10 protein-coding genes are annotated in these 17678 nt (G+C 68.7%); 1 reads left to right on the forward strand and 9 read right to left on the reverse strand.

Translation table 11 applies throughout. The features are described from left to right. Positions 1-292: 292 nt before the first annotated feature. The 3 genes from glgB to V7053_RS01095 form a co-directional block, all read right to left on the reverse strand. The gene (gene glgB, locus V7053_RS01085) at positions 293-4018 is read right to left on the reverse strand and encodes a 1,4-alpha-glucan branching protein GlgB (protein ID WP_334170413.1); all 3726 of its coding nucleotides are present in this window, start codon (positions 4016-4018) and stop codon (positions 293-295) included. Next, the gene (gene treS / locus V7053_RS01090; RefSeq protein ID WP_334170414.1) at positions 4015-5820 is read right to left on the reverse strand and encodes a maltose alpha-D-glucosyltransferase; all 1806 of its coding nucleotides are present in this window, start codon (positions 5818-5820) and stop codon (positions 4015-4017) included. Before treS ends, glgB begins: the two co-directional genes overlap by 4 nt. Positions 5821-5918: 98 nt before the next feature. Further along, positions 5919-7946, reverse strand: coding sequence for an alpha-1,4-glucan--maltose-1-phosphate maltosyltransferase (locus V7053_RS01095; protein WP_334170415.1), 2028 nt, complete (start codon positions 7944-7946; stop codon positions 5919-5921). 216 nt (positions 7947-8162) lie between these two features. Between V7053_RS01095 and glgP the strand changes: the two genes are divergently transcribed. Further along, a complete protein-coding gene (glgP, locus tag V7053_RS01100) occupies positions 8163-10781 on the forward strand; it encodes an alpha-glucan family phosphorylase (RefSeq protein WP_334170416.1) in 2619 nt (872 codons plus the stop codon). A 4-nt stretch (positions 10782-10785) separates the two neighbouring features. Here the strand turns inward: glgP and glgX are convergent, their stop codons facing one another. Genes glgX through ispD form a run of 6 tightly spaced genes read right to left on the reverse strand, consistent with a single transcriptional unit; the run spans position 10786 to position 17673 of the window. After that, complete coding sequence (gene glgX, locus V7053_RS01105; protein ID WP_443022478.1) at positions 10786-12936, reverse strand: glycogen debranching protein GlgX; 2151 nt, start codon at positions 12934-12936, stop codon at positions 10786-10788. Between the two features lie 57 nt (positions 12937-12993). Then, the gene (locus V7053_RS01110) at positions 12994-13788 is read right to left on the reverse strand and encodes a carbon-nitrogen hydrolase family protein (RefSeq protein ID WP_334170460.1); all 795 of its coding nucleotides are present in this window, start codon (positions 13786-13788) and stop codon (positions 12994-12996) included. A 5-nt stretch (positions 13789-13793) separates the two neighbouring features. Next, entirely contained in the window at positions 13794-14792 is a 999-nt protein-coding gene (gene rlmB / locus V7053_RS01115) for a 23S rRNA (guanosine(2251)-2'-O)-methyltransferase RlmB (RefSeq protein WP_334170418.1), read from the reverse strand. Further along, positions 14793-16307, reverse strand: coding sequence for a cysteine--tRNA ligase (gene cysS / locus V7053_RS01120; protein ID WP_334170419.1), 1515 nt, complete (start codon positions 16305-16307; stop codon positions 14793-14795). Beyond that, complete coding sequence (gene ispF, locus V7053_RS01125) at positions 16304-16825, reverse strand: 2-C-methyl-D-erythritol 2,4-cyclodiphosphate synthase (RefSeq protein WP_334170420.1); 522 nt, start codon at positions 16823-16825, stop codon at positions 16304-16306. Before ispF ends, cysS begins: the two co-directional genes overlap by 4 nt. Beyond that, on the reverse strand, positions 16822-17673 hold the full coding sequence (ispD, locus tag V7053_RS01130; protein WP_334170421.1) for a 2-C-methyl-D-erythritol 4-phosphate cytidylyltransferase: 852 nt from the start codon (positions 17671-17673) through the stop codon (positions 16822-16824). Before ispD ends, ispF begins: the two co-directional genes overlap by 4 nt. Between the last annotated feature and the right edge of the window lie 5 nt (positions 17674-17678).

Genomic DNA, 17678 nt, shown 5'->3' on the forward strand with positions numbered 1-17678 from the left:
CCGGAACCCCACCAGAACACTCTGGCCCGCTCCGAAGCAACTTTCCAAACCTACCCGCTCAGCCTCACGGAGTCAAACCGGCCGGTTGGCCAGCGGACGCTGTGCTGTTGAGCAAGGGAGTCTTCGCGCCGCCCTTCTCGGTGGCGCGGGATATGACTATACCACCCTCCGGGCGACGGTGCCAACCGTCCAGCCAGCACAGGCCGAGGGCCCGGAATCCGCGGATCCCGGGCCCTCCCGCGCGCTGCTTCAGCCATCACGTTGCGTCACGTCATGGCGCTGACGGAACGCCTCACTCCTGCGAGTCTGGCACGAGGTACACGGCGCCGAGCGGGGGGAGCGTCAGGGTCACGGCCGCTGGCTTTCCGTCCCACTCGCGCGCTTCGGCCATGACCAGGCCGCCGTTCGTGACCCCCGAGCCTCCGTACTCCGTCGCGTCCGTGTTGACGACCTCGCGCCAGGCCCCACTCAGGGGAACCCCCGCCGTGTAGTCGAGGTGCGGGTTGCCGGCGAAATTGACGAGGCAGACGAGGGGCTGGCCGTCGGCGGACCAGCGGATGAACGAGAGGACGTTGTGGTCGCCGTCGTCCCCCCGGATCCATTCGAACCCAGCCGGGTCATTGTCCTGGCTGTAGAGGGCCGGCGTCTCCCGGTACACCGCGTTGAGGTCGCGGAGCAGTCGCTGAAGGCCCTTGTGCGGCTCGGTGTCGGCGAGCCACCAGTCGAGGCCGTGCTCCTGGTTCCACTCTCCTTCCTGCCCGAACTCGCAGCCCATGAAGATGAGCTGCTTGCCGGGGTGCGCCCACTGGTATGCGTAGAAGGCACGAAGGTTGGCCAGCTGCTGCCACCGGTCCCCCGGCATCTTGCGCAGCATCGAGCCCTTCCCGTGGACCACCTCGTCATGGCTGATGGGCAGCAGGAAGTTCTCGCTGAACGCGTACATGATCGAGAAGGTGATCTGGTTGTGGTGCCAGCGGCGGTTGACCGGGTTCTCGTGCATGTACTGGAGCGAGTCGTGCATCCACCCCATGTTCCATTTGAGCCCGAAGCCGAGCCCGTTCATCGAGGTCGGCTTCGTGACGCCCGGGAAGGCCGTGGATTCTTCCGCAATCATGACGATGCCAGGGCTCCGCTTGTACGCCGTCGCGTTCGCCTCCTGGAGGAAGGAGATCGCCTCGAGATTCTCGCGGCCACCGAACTGGTTGGGCCTCCACTGGCCTTCCTCGCGCGAGTAGTCCAGGTAGAGCATCGACGCGACCGCATCCACCCGGAGGCCGTCGATGTGGTACTCCTCGAACCAGAACAGGGCATTGGCGACGAGGAAGTTCCGGACCTCGGTGCGCCCGAAGTTGAAGATGTAGGTGCCCCAATCCGGGTGCTCGCCCTGCATCGGGTCGGCATGCTCATAGAGCGGCTCCCCGTCGAAGCGGGCGAGGGCCCACTCGTCCTTGGGGAAGTGGGCGGGCACCCAGTCGACGATCACTCCGATGCCGGCCTGGTGGAGTTGGTCGACGAGGTAGCGGAAATCGTCGGGATGGCCGAATCGCGAGGTCGGCGCATAGTAGGACGTCACCTGATAGCCCCACGATCCGCCGAACGGGTGCTCGGCAACCGGCATGAACTCGACGTGCGTGAAGCCCATCTCCTTGACGTACTCGACGAGTTCCGTCGCGAGTTCGCGGTAGCTGAGCCCTGGCCGCCAGGAGCCGAGGTGCACCTCGTAGACGCTCATGGGGAGGTTGTGGGGGTCTCGCACAGCGCGCGCCCGCATCCACTCCTCATCCTTGAACGCGTACCGCGACTCGACGACGCGCGAGGCGGTGCGTGGCGGGACCTCGGTCCCGAACGCCATCGGATCCGCGCGCTCGATCCAGTGGCCAGCCTTGGTGAGGATGCCGAACTTGTAGCACGCCCCTGCTACAACGCCGGGGATGAAGATCTCCCAGACCCCCGAGGAGCCCAGGCTCCGCATCGCGTGCTCGCGTCCGTCCCAGCCGTTGAAGTCGCCCTTCACCTGGACCGCCTGGGCATTGGGGGCCCAGACGGCGAACGCCGTTCCCTCGATGTCCCCCATGACCGAGTGGAAATGCTGGACCCGGGCGCCCAGCGCCTTCCACAGCTGCTCGTGGCGGCCCTCTCCGATGAGGTAGAGGTCCAGCTCGCCGAGCGTCGGCATGAACCGGTACGGCTCGTCGACGTTCACCATGTGGCCGTCGCCGTACTCGACCTCGAGCCGATAGTCCGGGACGCCGCCGTCTTCCCTTGGGGGGAGCACGACGACCCAGACCCCGTGCGACTCGTGGTGGAGCGGAACGCGACCTTCCGGGGTGATCACGGTGACTCCGGTCGCGAGGTGCTTGACCGTCCGGATGGTCACCGACCCGTCTTCGCTGAGATGGGGGCCGAGGACTGCATGCGGTGCGTGGAACGATCCGGACGCGACGCGGCTCAGGACATCCTGTGGGATCGGGATCGGCGCGACCGAATCCACCCTCCCCCGAGCCTCGGCACCCTCCTGCTCAGTGTGCTCCGACACGTCATTCTCCTCTCCTGGACGGCCTGTCACCGTCGGTTCTGCAAGTCTGCTGGGGGCGAGGGCTTCGGCAGCGCCGCCCTCGGGAACGTAGGCGCTCAGCGCTGTGCGCACCGCGCGGAGCGGGATCTCGGCCCAGGCCGGCCGGTTACGCTCCTCATACGCGACCTCGTAGAGCGCCTTGTCGAGCCAGAGGGCCGCAAAGAGCGGCCCCCCGAACGGGTCCGGCTGAGGCAGTACCTCGGCGTAGCCCTCCCAGAACGCATGGCCCGCGGCGTCCGCCCAGCCGACGGGAACGCGGGCCGCTGGAACCGTGCGCTCGGCGGCGCCGGCCGCGTAGTCGAAGGAGCGCAGCATTCCGACGACGTCGCGCAGCGGCACGTCCGGCCGACTGCGTTCCGCGACGGGGCGCAGGGGTTCGCCCTCGAAGTCGAGGATCGCGTAGGGGCGCTCGGCGTGGTCGGGAAAGTGCAGGATCTGCCCCAGGTGAAGGTCGCCGTGGACCCTTTGGACCCTCAGCCCGCCCGCCTCACCGGCCAACGTCTCCAAGAGGCGCTCGAGCGCCTCATCAGGGAGGCCGACGCTTTCACGCACTTCGCGCCACGCCGTCCGGAGTCGCTCGGCGAGGACGCCCACGAACTCGATCGCGGCGTCGTTGTCGAGTTCCTCGCTGCCCAAGCTCGCCTCGAGCGCCTGGTGGACCCGCGCCGTCGCCCCTCCGAGCCCACGCGCATGCCCGGAGAAGTCCTCACCCGCCGCAGCGGCGTCGAGCGCGAGCTGCCACAGGTCCTTCCCCCCGGGGAGGAATTCATGGACGACGGCGAGCTGACCGCGCGCTGACCCGTTCCCGTGGAGGCGCCACGCGCCGTCGACCCATCCGAGAGTCGCGGGAACGTCGGCGGCGCCGGCGCGGGCGAGTGCCGCGCCCAGCTCGACCTCGGGGTTGAGTCCGTCGGCCGGCTGACGCAGCACCTTGACCATCGCCTCGGCGTCGGGCGATCGAACGATGATCGACGTGTTGGACTGTTCGCTCGCCAGGACTCGGCAGGTGACGTCGCCATCCGGGATGCGGCCGGCACCGCTCGTACGGCCCCACGCCGTCCCTGCTTTCGCGGGGCCGCCCGACGAAATCAGGGCCAGGAGTGCGCGGACGAACGCGGGGTCGTGCACGCCGTCGTAGATCCATCGCGGACCGAACGCCGAATGCTCGCTCCGCCCGATGAGAGCGTGCCCGGCGTCAGGGAGGGGCACGTCCCGATAGGTCACGGGAACGTTCAGCACGACCTCGAGGCGGCCGGCCTTGACCCTGACGAGGTGGATCTCGATGTCCACCTTCCCCTCGGGGTCCTCGAGCCGGACGCTTCCGGTGCGGGCAAACTCGGCCTGACGGCCCTTGGCGGGGTACCACCGCTGAGACGGAAGCCAGCGTTCGAGAAGCTCGGCGAGCGGTGGGGTGAGGATGGGCTCTTCTTCGGTATGCGTCATTCGACCAGTTCCCCCTCGTGAGTGACGGCACCACTCGCGGTGATGATCGGCATCGCCTGCGTGAACGGACTGCTCGGGACGCTCCCGGCGCTGCGGATCCGGAGCCAGTAGTACCCGTGCGGGCCCAAGGTCACATGGAACCGGCCATCGGGCCCGACCTGCGAGAACGGCTCGCCGCCGAAGAGGTCACGGAGTCCGCGTCCCTCGAAGCCCGCGAGGTCAAGGTGCGAAGCGACGGGGTGACCGGAGAGATTGAAGACGCACAGGACGGTCTCGCCGGGTTCGCCGGGGACCGCGTTCGGCTTGAGCTCGCGGACGAATGCGAGCACCTGCTCGGCATCGGCGTCGATGTTCCGGTACGAGCCGAGCCCGAACACCGGATGCCCCCGACGGACGCCGAGGATGTTCCTCGTCCAGCGCAGGAGCGAGCCCGAGTGCGCCATCTCGGCTTCCACGTTCGCCATCGAGTAGTTGTAGACAAGCGATTGGATGGTCGGCAGGTAGAGCTTGCCGGGGTCCGCGACCGAGAACCCGGCGTTGCGGTCGGGGTTCCACTGCATCGGGGTGCGGACGGCGTCGCGGTCCTGGAGCCAGATGTTGTCGCCCATGCCCACCTCGTCCCCGTAGTAGAGGAAGGGGCTGCCCGGAAGCGAGAGCAGGAGCGCGTTGATGAGCTCGATCTCATGCCGGGAGTTGTCGAGGAGCGGCGCGAGACGACGCCGGATGCCGATATTGGCCCGCATCCGCGGGTCCGATGCGTACCACCCGAGCATCGCCTCGCGCTCCTCGATCGTGACCATCTCGAGCGTGAGCTCGTCGTGGTTCCGGAGGAACGTGCCCCACTGGGCGCCCGAGGGGATATCCGGGGTGTCGACCATCGTGTCGATGATCGGCTTGGCCCGCTGGTCGCGGAGGGCGTAGTACAGACGAGGCATGATCGGGAAGTGGAAGGCCATATGGCACTCCGGTGCCTCCTCGGAGCCGAAGTACTCGACCACCTCATGCGGGGGCTGGTTCGCCTCGGCGATGATGATGCGGCCCGGGTATTTCTGGTCCATCATTGCGCGGAGCTTGACCAGGAACTCGTGGGTCGCGGGCAGGTTCTCGCAGTTGGTGCCCTCCTCCTCGAAGAGGTAGGGGATCGCGTCCGCCCGGATCCCGTCGACGCCCTGGTCCAGCCAGAACTTGAAGACGTCGAAGACAGCATCGACGACGGCTGGGTTCTCGAAGTTGAGGTCCGGCTGGTGGCTGAAGAAGCGGTGCCAGAAGAACTGGCGTCGGATGGGGTCGAACGTCCAGTTCGACTCCTCCGTGTCGATGAAGATGATGCGAGCGTCGGTGTACTTCTGGTCCGTATCGCTCCATACATAGAAGTCGCCGTAGGGCCCGTCCGGGTTTCGCCTCGACTCCTGGAACCAACGGTGCTGATCGGAAGTGTGGTTGAGCGGAAGGTCGATGATGATCCGCACGCCCCGGGCGTGGGCCTCCGCGACGAGGCGCTGGAAGTCGCTGATCGAGCCGAATTCGGGCAGCACCGACTCGTAGTCCGAGACGTCGTAGCCTCCGTCACGGAGCGGCGACTCGAAGAAGGGGGGCAGCCAGAGGCAGTCGACGCCGAGCCATTGAAGATAGTCGAGCTTGTCGATGAGGCCTTGGATATCGCCAGATCCGTCGCCGTTCGCGTCCGCAAAAGCCCTGACGAGAACCTCGTAGAACACCGCCTTGCGATACCAGTACGGATCGTGTTGGAGACCTGGCGCGTTCACATTGAAGTTCTGCTTCGCCTGCTGGCCTAGGTTCATCTGGCGTGTGCTCCTTCCGACGGTCTTGCCGACGTGTCCGGGCAGTGAGGCTACGGTAGCGCCAGCCGCTGCGGTCGGCTAGCGCACCATCCCGCCGCCTAGCGCCGCACGTGCAGGATGTGCGCGGGCTCGACATAGGCGTCGAGCCGGACGTAGTTGTCTGCTCCCCACTGCCAGCTTTGCCCCGAAATGAGGTCGTCAACACGGAACTTGCCCTCGCTGTCGAAAAGCTCGGGGTCGAGGTCGAGCGATTCGAGGTCGAGATGCACCGACGATTCGCGCGCGCTGTGCGGGTCGACGTTGACGACGACGATGAGCGTGTCCTTGGTTCCGTCCTCGAGGACCTTGTGCTTCGAGAACACGATCGTGGCGTCGTCCGTGCTCCAGTGCAGCGTGAGGTTCTGGAGGTCCTCGAGCGCCGGGTGGGCGCGACGGATCTCATTGAGCCGCGTGATGTAGGGAGCGAGCGAACGGCCCTCGGCCTCGGCCTGCGCCCAGTCGCGCTGCTTGTACTCGTACTTCTCGTTGTCGATGTACTCCTCGGCGCCGGGGCGCGCCACATGCTCGAAGAGCTCGAACCCGGCATAGACACCCCACGTCGGCGCGGCCATGGACGCGAGCACCGCACGGGCCTTGAACGCCGGAATCCCGCCGTACTGCAGGTACTCCGTGAGGATGTCCGGCGTGTTGACGAAGAGGTTCGGCCGGTAGAAGGGCGCCCAGTCCTTCGAGATCATCGTGAAGAACTCTTCGAGTTCAGTCCGCGTGTTCCGCCACGTGAAATATGTGTAGGACTGCTGGAAGCCTGCCCGCCCGAGGGCCTTCATCATCGCCGGGCGGGTGAACGCCTCCGCGAGGAAGACGATGTCGCCGTGCTCCTCGTTGACCTTGCCGATGAGCCATTCCCAGAACCACACGGGCTTGGTGTGCGGGTTGTCGACTCGGAAGATCCTCACCCCGTGGTCGATCCACAGGTTGACGATCCGCAGCACCTCCTTGCTGAGGCCCTCCGGATCGTTGTCGAAATTGAGCGGGTAGATGTCCTGGTACTTCTTGGGCGGGTTCTCAGCGTACGCAATGGAGCCGTCCACGCGCGTCGTGAACCACTCGGGGTGAGACTCGACCCACGGGTGGTCGGGCGACGCCTGGAGCGCGAGGTCGAGCGCCACCTCGAGGCCGACCTCGTGCGCACGTGCCACGAACGCGTCGAAGTCGTCGAACGTGCCGAGGTCGGGGTGGATCGCGTCGTGGCCGCCCTCCGGCGAGCCGATGGCCCAGGGGGAGCCCGGGTCGCCGGGGCCGGCGTTCAGCGAATTGTTGGGCCCCTTGCGGAACGCCCGCCCGATCGGGTGCACCGGCGGGAGGTAGATGACGTCGAAGCCCATGGCGGCCACGCCGGGGAGGCGTTCAGCCGCCGTCCGGAAATTGCCGGAGGTCCACTCGCCCGTCTCGAGATTGCGGTAAGCCCCCTCGGAGCGGGGGAAGAACTCGTACCAGGCGCCGCGCCCGGCCCGATCGCGCTCGACCAGAATCGGAAAATGCTCCGTCTCGGTCACAAGCTCGCGGATCGGCATGCGCTCGATGACACCAAGAATCTCGGGAGTTTCCCCGGCCGCGAGCCGCTCCTCGACAGGCCGATTCGCATCAGCGAGAATCCCAGCCGCCGCCCGCAGAATGTCGCGATCGGCATCGGGGCGATCGTCGTCGCCGGCCGCGTCGCCCAAGAGCTGGGCGCCTTCGGCGAGCATGAGCTCAACGTCCACTCCGGCAGCGACCTTGATGTCGGCGTTGTGGTGCCACGTGCCGTACCTGTCGTGCCACGCCTCGATCGTGAACGTCCAGAGGCCGGGCTTGCCCGGGGTCAGCACCCCTCCCCAGCGATCGAGCCCCGGGCCCAACGACTCGAGCCGAACCCGCTGCTTCTCCTTGCCGCGCGGGCTGTAGAGGACAGCGGTGACCCCGAGCGCGTCGTGCCCTTCGCGGGTGGCGGTCGCCGTGACCAGGATCTGCTCGCCCGGCAGCGCCTTCGCTGGGAACCGGCCTCCCTCGACGAGAGGCGAGACGTCCGTGATGGGGAACCGTCCGAAGCGGAGCTTGTTGGGAAGCGCGGTCTCGAGTCCAGGCACTGCGGAATCCTTTCGCGGCGGACACAGCCCCAGGGGTCGACGCGCAACCGCCGATCCGCGAGGGCCGATTCATGCGCCACGATAGCCGGACCCGCTGACGAAAGCGAAGGGGTTGACACGCGAGCGAGTCGGGTAATGAGGCCGGATGCGCGTCATTAGCCGGCTCGTTACCTGAGGGTATTCAGCATCGTCTCGCGCTCGGATAGGGTGGCGCACGTGAAGGCCATCCGTCGATTCACCGTCCGCACCGTCCTCCCCGAACCCATCAAGGCTCTGGCACCCCTCGCCACGAATCTGCGGTGGTCATGGCATCAGCCCACGCGCGATCTCTTCGAGAGCCTCGATCCGGACCTGTGGGCCGAGAGCCGGCACGATCCGATTGGCTTCCTGGGATCAGTCACCCGCGAGAAGCTCGCCGCCCTCGCGGCCGATCCGGACGTCGTCGCGCGCGTTGACGAGGCCGGCGAAGATCTGCGCCGCTACCTCGAGGATCCGCGCTGGTACCAGACCCTCGGAGGTGATGCCCCTCGGTGCGTCGCGTACTTCTCCCCCGAGTTCGGCATTACCGAGGTGCTGCCGCAGTACTCCGGCGGCCTCGGGATCCTCGCGGGCGACCACCTCAAGGCCGCCTCGGACCTTGGCGTGCCGCTCATCGGTGTCGGCCTGCTCTACCAGTCGGGCTACTTCAAGCAGGCCCTCTCCCGCGACGCGTGGCAGCAGGAGACGTATCCCGTGCTCGACCCTGACGCGCTCCCCCTCACGCTCGTGAAGGAGGAAGACGGGACCCCCGCCGTCGTCACCCTCCCGCTGCCCAACGGCCGCAAGCTGCACGCGTACATCTGGCGCGCCGACGTCGGCCGGGTACCCCTCCTCCTGCTCGACTCGAACGTGCCGACGAACGACGACGGCGCACGCGCCGTCACGGACCGGCTCTACGGAGGGGGCGGGGACCACCGCCTCCAGCAGGAACTCCTCCTCGGGATGGGCGGGGTCAAGGCCCTCCGCATCTTCGAGCGTCTCACCGGCTGCCCCCAGCCCGAGGTCTTCCACACGAACGAGGGCCACGCGGGCTTCCTCGGGATCGAGCGGATCCAGGAGCTCATGGCTGCCGCGGACCCGCTCAGCTGGGACGAGGCGCTCGTTGCGGGCCGCGCGTCGACCGTCTTCACGACCCACACCCCCGTCGCGGCCGGCATCGACCGCTTCGATGCCGCTCAGATCAAGTACTTCTTCGACGCCGGCCTCGCCCCCGATGTGCCCACGGGCAAGATCCTCGAACTGGGCCGCGAGAGCTACGACGGCGGCGACCCCTCCGTGTTCAACATGGCCGTCATGGGACTCCGGCTCGCCCAGCGCGCCAACGGTGTCGCCAAGCTCCACGGCGAGGTCTCGCGCGCCATGTTCTCCGGGCTCTGGCCTGGCTTCGACCATTCCGAGGTACCCATCACGTCCGTGACGAACGGCGTGCACGTCCCCACGTGGATCGACCCGAGCGTCACGACGATGGCCGAGCTCATGGAGCCCGGCGCAGCCGTGGGCGGGCGCTGGGACCTCGTGTTCAACGTGAGCGACGAGGAGATCTGGGCGGTCCGCCGCAAGCTCCGCGGTCGCCTCATCGAGGACGTCCGACGGCGGCTGCGCGCCTCGTGGAAGAAGCGCGGCGCCGCTGACGCCGAGCTCCAGTGGACCGACACCGTGCTGGATCCCGACGTGCTCACGATCGGCTTCGCCCGCCGCGTTCCGACGTACAAGCGGCTCACGCTCATGCTGCGCGACCCCGTCCGGCTCAAGCGGCTCCTGCTCGACCCGGAGCATCCGGTCCAGATCGTGGTGGCGGGAAAGTCGCATCCGGCCGACGACGCGGGCAAGCGGATGATCCAGGACCTCGTCAGGTTCACGGACGACCCAGAGGTCCGGCATCGCATCGCGTTCCTCCCGAACTACGACATCGCGATGGCCCGCACCCTCTTCCCGGGCTGCGACGTGTGGCTCAACAACCCGTTGCGCCCGCTCGAGGCCTGCGGAACCTCCGGGATGAAGGCTGCCATCAACGGCTCCCTCAACCTCTCCGTGCTGGACGGCTGGTGGGACGAGATGTACGACGGTCAGAATGGCTGGGCCATCCCGACCGCGGGAGACAAGGCGAGCGCCCAGGAACGCGATGACGTCGAGGCCGCGGCACTCTACGACCTCCTCGAGAACCAGATCGCGCCCCGCTTCTATGGCGTCCCCAACCGCGCCGCGGGCGCGGACTCGGCGGGCGCGGCCGGGCCGTCCTTCGACGGGCCGCTCGGCGTGCCGAAGAGCTGGATCTCCATGATCAAGCACACGCTCTCGCACCTCGGACCCGCCGTTTCCGCCGACCGCATGCTCGGGGACTACGTCCGCGAGCTCTACACGCCGGCGGCGACCTCCGGCCGCTCCGCCCGCTCCGACGACTTCCGCCAGGCCCGCGAGCTCGCGGCCTGGACGAAGCACGTTCGGACGAACTGGTCCCAGGTGCACGTCGAGCACATCGACTCGAGCGGGCTCTCCGAGGTGCCTCAGATCGGCGACACGCTGCACGTCAACGCCTACCTCAACCTCGGGGTGCTCAACCCGGCGGACGTCCTCGTCGAGCTCGGCTACGGTCGGGTCGACGACAGCGACGAGCTGACGCACACGCGCATCGAGGAGCTCGAGGCAGCGCAGAACCTGGGCAACGGCCGGTACATGTTCACCGGGAAGGCCATGATCGAGCACTCGGGCCCGTTCGGCTACACCGTGCGGGTCATGCCGAAGCACGAGGGCCTGGCCTCGAAGGCCGAGCTCGGGCTCGTGGTCAACGCAGGCTAGGCCTCTACGGCGTCTTCCCGTACGGCGTCCGCACAGCAGGCCTCACCTGCTGTGCGGAAGCGCCGAGGCGCGCCCGGTAGATCGTGAGCGACCACGGCTCGGCGACATCCGCCTGACCGCTTGCGAACACGGTGCCGATGCGCTGCTCACCGCGCGGCGCGGTCGAGTACCGCAGTTCGAACGCGTACTCGTTCCCGAAGGGCTCGGGGAACACGAGAGTCTTCTCCTCGGGGCTCCCGTTGATCACGACAAGTCCGTCGAGGTACCCCTCGCGCGAGCCGAGCAGGAACTGCAGGACGCGCTGGCGCGGGTCCTGCCAGCGATCGGGGTCCATGGTCCGCCCGTCGGAGCCGAACCAGTGGAAGTAGTTGCTCTCCTCCCGCGCGGGGTAGCTCGGCGGCTGCCGCTCGAGGAAGTCACGGCGGATCCGGATCAGCCACCGGGTGTGGTCGAGGAGCTCTTGCCCCGCCGAGTCGAGGTTCCAATTGAGCCACGTCGTCTCGTTGTCCTGGCAGTAGGCGTTGTTGTTGCCCTGCTGCGTCCGGCCGAACTCGTCGCCCGCCGTGATCATGGGAACGCCGAGGGACACCATGAGGGTGGCCATCATGTTCTTGGCCGACTGGGTGCGCGCGGCGATGATCGACTCGACTTCCGTTCGACCCTCGAAGCCGTGGTTGTAGCTCCGGTTGTGGGTTGCGCCGTCGCGATTCTGCTCGCCGTTCGCCTCGTTGTGCTTCCGGTGGTACGCGGTGAGGTCAGCGAGCGTGAAGCCGTCGTGGGCGGTGACGAAGTTGATCGACGCAATCGCGGTGCGCCCGGATCCGGCGAAGAGCCCGTGCGAGCCGGAGAGGACGTCGGCGAGGCGCGCCGTCGGTCCGCCGAGGCCTCCGCTCTCGATCGCACCCCGGTCGGAGAGCCAGAAGTCGCGGACGGTGTCGCGGTAGTGGTCGTTCCAGTCCGCCCAGCCCTGAGGGAAACGGCCGGTCTGCCAGCCGCCCATGCCCACGTCCCACGGCTCGGCGATGAGCTTGGTCCGCGACACGACGGGGTCCGCGGCCGAAGCCACGAGGAAGGGATGCAGGGGCGTGAACTGGTGCTGGGCGTCCCGGCAGAGGGTCACCGCAAGGTCGAAGCGGAAGCCATCGATCTGATAGTCCTCGGCCCAATAGCGCAGGGAGTCGAGCGCCAGCTGGACGACGCGCGGATTGCCGAAGTCGAGGGCGTTCCCGCAGCCCGTCGTGTCGATGTACCGGCCCTCGGGATCGGTACGGTAGTAGTTCGCGTCCCCGAGCCCGCGGAAGTTCACGAGCGGGCCGTTCGGCCCCTCCTCGGCGGTGTGGTTGTAGACGACGTCGAGGATCACCTCGATGCCCGCGGCGTGCAGGAGTTTGACCATGCCCTTGACCTCGTCCTGCACCGCCTGGGGGCCGGCTGCCTGGGCCGCAGCAGTTGCGTACGCGGGGTGGGGGGCGAAGAAGGCCGCGGTGTTGTAGCCCCAGTAGTTCTCGAGGCCGAGGTCTTGGAGGTGCGACTCGTCGAGGTGGACGTGGATGGGAAGGAGCTCGACGGCCGTGATCCCGAGCTGGTGCAGGTGCGCGATCATCACCGGGTGTGCCATGCCCGCGTAGGTCCCGCGCAGTTCCTCGGGGATGTCCGGATGGCGCATGCTCTGACCGCGTACGTGGGCCTCGTAGATGATCGAGTCGCGCCACGGAATGCCAGGCTTGCCGACGCCTCCCCAGTCGAAGTGGTCGTGCACACGTAGGCCCATGAGCTGCTCGCGGTCCGCCTCGCCGGCCCCGTCCGGGAGTTCGACCCCCACGACAGCCCTGGCGTACGGGTCGAGGAGCAGCTTGGTCTTGCCGGGTCCCGGCACTTTGCCATTCCCGCCCGTGCGCGCGGCGAACGCGTAGCGGGTCCCCTCAGGCATTCCGGCCACGAGGCCGTGGTGCACGCCGTCGGTGAGCTCGGGCAACGGCTCCTTGTGCCACGTTCCGGCCTGGTCGATGAAGTGCACGTCGACGGCGTCGAGCGCCGGCGCGTAGACGGCCAAGTTGACGGTCTGGCTCGCCTGCTGTTCGGCGCTGCGTGCCGGCGTGAGGCCGAGCGGGAACGGCTGCGATGGGGTGACCACGAAGGCCAACGGCATCGTCATGTTGCTGCTCATCGCGCCCATCCTACTGTCGTCGGCTGACCACGAGGTTGCGAGTGCCTAGAGGCTGACCCGGTTCGCGAGCACCGGAAGGATCCGCCGCGCCTCGTCGACGCTCTCAGGGTCAATGTCCGCATAGAGGATCTCGGGGCCGTCGCCCGCCCGTTCGATGAGCTTGCCATAGGGGCCGACGACGGCGCTCCGGCCGATGCCCGTCGGGGCACCCCGGCGCGCCTCGACGCCCGCGGCGGAGGGATCCGACTGCCCGCACGCGAGCACGTAGCTGGTCGTATCCGCGGCCCGGGCTCGCACGAGGAGGTCCCATTGTTCCGCCTTACCCGGCCCCGCCCCCCACGACGCACAGACGATCTGAACCTGTGCTCCGGCTGCGGCGTTGGCGGTGAAGAGGGCCGGGAAGCGCACGTCGTAGCACGTCGCCAGGCCGAAGGTGACGCCGTCCAGCGTGAAGCGGCGGGGCTCAGTGCCCGCCGTGACCGTCTCCGACTCCTTGAAGCCGAACGCGTCGTACAGGTGGATCTTGTCGTAGTGCGCATCGATGCCGCGCCCGTGGACGAGCAGCGTGTTGCGCACCGTCCCCGGCTCCCCCGGGGTGAACATCCCGACCACGACGACGACGCCTGCCTCGTCCGCCGCGGCGCGCACCGCCGTCGCCCACGGGCCGTCGAGCGGCTCGGCGACGTCGACGAGCGGGTTGCCGAAGGCCCGCATGCTGGCCTCGGGGAAGACGACGACGCTCGAGTGGCGCGCTGCCGCCTCGCGGATGCCGGCTCGGACGAGGTCGAGGTTGGCCTCGAGGTCGCGCCCGGTGGTGAGCTGTACGAGGGCTACACGCACGCTCATCAGCGGGTCCCTGCCCGCCGGGTGGAGACCTCGTAGAGGGAGATCGCCACCGCCATCCCCGCGTTGAGGGACTCCATGGTGGAATCGATGGGGATCGAGACGATCTGGTCGCACAGCTCACGGGTGAGGCGCGAGAGCCCCTTGCCCTCCGAGCCGACGACGAGGACGATCGGCTCGGTCGCCAGCTCGAGTCCGGGAAGCTTCACGTCGCCTTCTCCGTCGAGGCCGAGCACGAAGTACCCGGCCTCCTTGGCCTGACGCAGCACGGTGTTGAGGTTGGCCGCCTTCGCGACGGGGACGCGGACGGCCGCCCCTGCGCTCGTCTTCCAGGCCGCGGCTGTCATCCCTACGCTGCGACGCTCGGGCACAATCACCCCGTGGCCGGAGAAGGCCGAGACAGAGCGGATGATGGCGCCGAGGTTGCGCGGATCGGTGATCCCGTCGAGTGCGACGAACAGCGGCATCGAGGGAATGTGGCCCTTTCGCCATTTCTCCATCGTCGCCTCGACGAGCTCGAACGCGTCGGGATACTCGTACTGCGGGACCTGGAGGGCGAGACCTTGATGGATCGCGTCGCCGGTCATGCGGTCGAGCTCGGGCTTCTGGGCCTCGAGCAGTGGGATCCCGGCCTCGGCCGCGAGCTTCATGGACTCGCGGACGCGATCGTCCATCTCGATCCGCACGGCAACGTAGAGCGTCTTCGCGGGGACGCCCGCGCGGAGCGCCTCGACGACGGAGTTGCGTCCCGTGACCATCTCCTCCATGCCCTTGGGCCGGCCGCCGCCGCGCCCCTCGGCGAGGCGGCCGGGCTGCCCCTGGCGCTTCGACGCCGAACGGGCCGCGAGTTCCTTGGCCCGATGGGCCTTGTGGTACACGCGATCCTCGGCCTTCGGTGTCGGGCCCTTGCCTTCGAGGGCCTTGCGCCCGTGGCCGCCGGTGCCGACGGTCGCACCCTTCTTGTTGGTCTTGCGCGCGCCGGGGCGCCCGTTGCCGGCCATCTATGCTCCCGTTCCGGTTGTGCTGGTCTGAGGTTGCGCGAGGCTCCAGGTGGCCCCGTCGCTCGAATCTTCGACAAGGATCCCTGCCGCGGAGAGGGACTCCCGGATCGCGTCAGCGGCCGCCCAGTCCTTCGCCGCGCGGGCCTCCGCGCGGGCCTCGAGCTGCGCGGCGACGAGCCTGCCCAGCGCGTGGTGCGCGACGTCGTCGGACGTTTGGCCTACGAGGCCCGCAGCATCCAGGCCGAGCACGAAGGTCATCGCGAGGACCTCGCCGAGGGCTTGGCCCACGGTCTCCACGTCTCCCTCGGCGAGCGCGCTGTTGCCTCGCCGCACGGTCTCGTGGAGGACGGCGAGCGCTTGCGGGATGTTGAGGTCATCGTCCATCGCCGCGGCGAACGCTGGCGGCACCGAAGCCGCCGTCACGTCGCGGGCCGGGCTCGCGCCGTCGTCCGCTGCCCTCGTTCCCCCGGCTCCCGCCTTCGCGCGTGCCTTCTCGATGAAGCCGTCGATGCGCTCGACCGCGGCCGCGGCCTCCTGAAGGGAGGTCGGGCGGTAGTCGAGGACCGAACGGTAGTGGGCCTGCCCGAGGTAGTAGCGGACCACGCGCGGGCTCGCGAGCGCGAGCATCTCCGCCGGTGACACGACGTTCCCGATGGACTTCGACATCTTCTCGCCCTCGAACGTCACCATGCCGTTGTGCATCCAGAAGTTGGCGAACCCGTCGCCGGCCGCGGTCGACTGGGCCAGCTCGTTCTCGTGGTGCGGGAAGCGCAGGTCGAGGCCCCCACCGTGGATGTCGAAGCGCGGGCCGAGGTACTTCGTGGCCATCGCGGAGCATTCGAGGTGCCAGCCCGGCCGCCCGCGTCCCCACGGGCTCGGCCAGCTCGCCGTCTCGGGCTCGCCGGCCTTGTGGCCCTTCCACAGCGCGAAGTCACGGGGATCCCGCTTGCCCCTCGGATCGGCGTCGGTCGCCGCCTGCATGTCGTCGATGCTCTGGCGGGTCAGGGCCCCGTACTCGGGCCAGGAGCGGACGTCGAAGTAGACGTCCCCCGAACCATCCTGGGCGGGGTACGCATGACCCCGCTCGACGAGCCGGGCGATGAGCTCGTGCATCTCGGTCATGTGGCCCGTGGCGCGCGGCTCGTAGGTGGGGCGCTGGACGCCGAGCGTCTCGTAGGCGGTCTCGAACTCCTGCTCGTACCGGTAGGCGAGCGCGAACCACGGCTCGCGCGGGCGGTAGGTGCCCTCAGGCACGAAGTCCGGCTCGAAGGACGCCTCGCTCTTGGCCAGGATCTTGTCGTCGATATCGGTCACGTTGCGGACCACGGTCGTCTCGTAGCCCCGGTACGAAAGCCACCGGGTGAGCTGGTCGAACACGATCGCCGACCGGACGTGCCCCACGTGGGGCGAACCCTGCACGGTCGCGCCGCAGTAGTACACGGTCGCCTGACCGGGCACGAGCGGAACGAAGTCGCGGACTTCCCGGGTGGCGGAGTCGTAGAAGCGAAGGGTCACTCGACAAGCGTATCGGTCGGGAGTGCGTCAGGCGTCGGCACCGGGTACACGAGCGCAGTCGCGATCGCGGCGACCCCCTCCCGCCGCCCCGTGAAGCCGAGGTGGTCGCTTGTCGTGGCCGAGACGGTCACCTGCGCACCGGCGGCCTCGGACAGGACTCGCTGCGACTCCTCACGCCGAGGGGCGAAGACGGGCCGCTGTGCGACGAACTGAACCGCGACGTTGCCGATCTCGAAGCCGGCCGCCCGGACGATCCTGGCCGCCTCGGCGAGCAGCGTCGTCCCCGACGCACCCGCGTACTCGGGGCGAGCTGTACCGAAGTGCGTGCCGAGATCGCCGACGCCGGCCGCCGAGAACAGCGCATCCGCCGCGGCGTGCGCCACGGCGTCACCGTCGGAGTGGCCGGCGAGGCCCCTCTCCCCCTCCCACAGGAGACCCCCGAGCCACAGCGGTTGGGGCTCGTCCTCGGGGGCGTACGCGTGGACGTCGACGCCGACGCCGGTGCGGGGCACGATCATGAGGCCTCCTGGGCTCTGGGTGGCTGGGCGGCGCGCTGCCGGGGGCTGGAAGCCGCCACCAGCGTCTCGGCGAGCTGCAGGTCGAGCGGTGTCGTGACCTTCAGCGAGCGCGCATCGCCGGGGACGACGTACACGGGCACGCCGAGGGACTCGACGAGCATCGCGTCGTCGGTGATCGCCGCGGCGCGGTCGAGGGGCCAGCCGTCCGACGTCCGGTGCGCGCGGAGAAGCGTCTCGGCGTCGAAGCCCTGCGGTGTCTGGACCGCGCGCAGCGTCTCCCGCGCCGGCGTCCCGGTCACGACCTCGCCTGCGATCGACGCCTCGTCGTCGACCGTGGGCGCGACGCTCTTCACCGTGTCGACGACGGGGATTGCGGGGATGACAGCTGCCGCCTTGTGCCCGAGTGCCGCGACCACCCGCTGGAAGACCTCGGGCGGCGTGAGCGGACGGGCGGCGTCATGCACGAGGACGTGCCTCGTGCCGGGCCAGAGGGCGGCGAGCGCCGCCCGGACCGACTCCGGCCTCGTTGCACCGCCCTCCACGACAGTGATCCCGGGCACGTTCGCCTCGCGCGCCCCGGGGGTCGTCTTCGGGTCAGCACCCAGCTCGGCGGCGAACCGGCGGCACACGGCCGTCAGCTCGCCGTCGCCCGCGGGGACCGAGACGCAGATCTGACGCGCTACGCCCGCAGCGACGACCCCACGGAGCGCATGGACGAGCATCGCTTCGCCGCCCACCGGCACCAGCGCCTTGGGCATTCCGTACCCCAGGCGGGTGCCTGCGCCGGCCGCAACGATGACGACGGCGACCGACGGGGTGGAGGAGGGGGCGCTCGCGGTCGAAGTCACGGGAG

This window comes from Sinomonas sp. (assembly GCF_036848755.1).
GTDB lineage: Bacteria > Actinomycetota > Actinomycetes > Actinomycetales > Micrococcaceae > Sinomonas.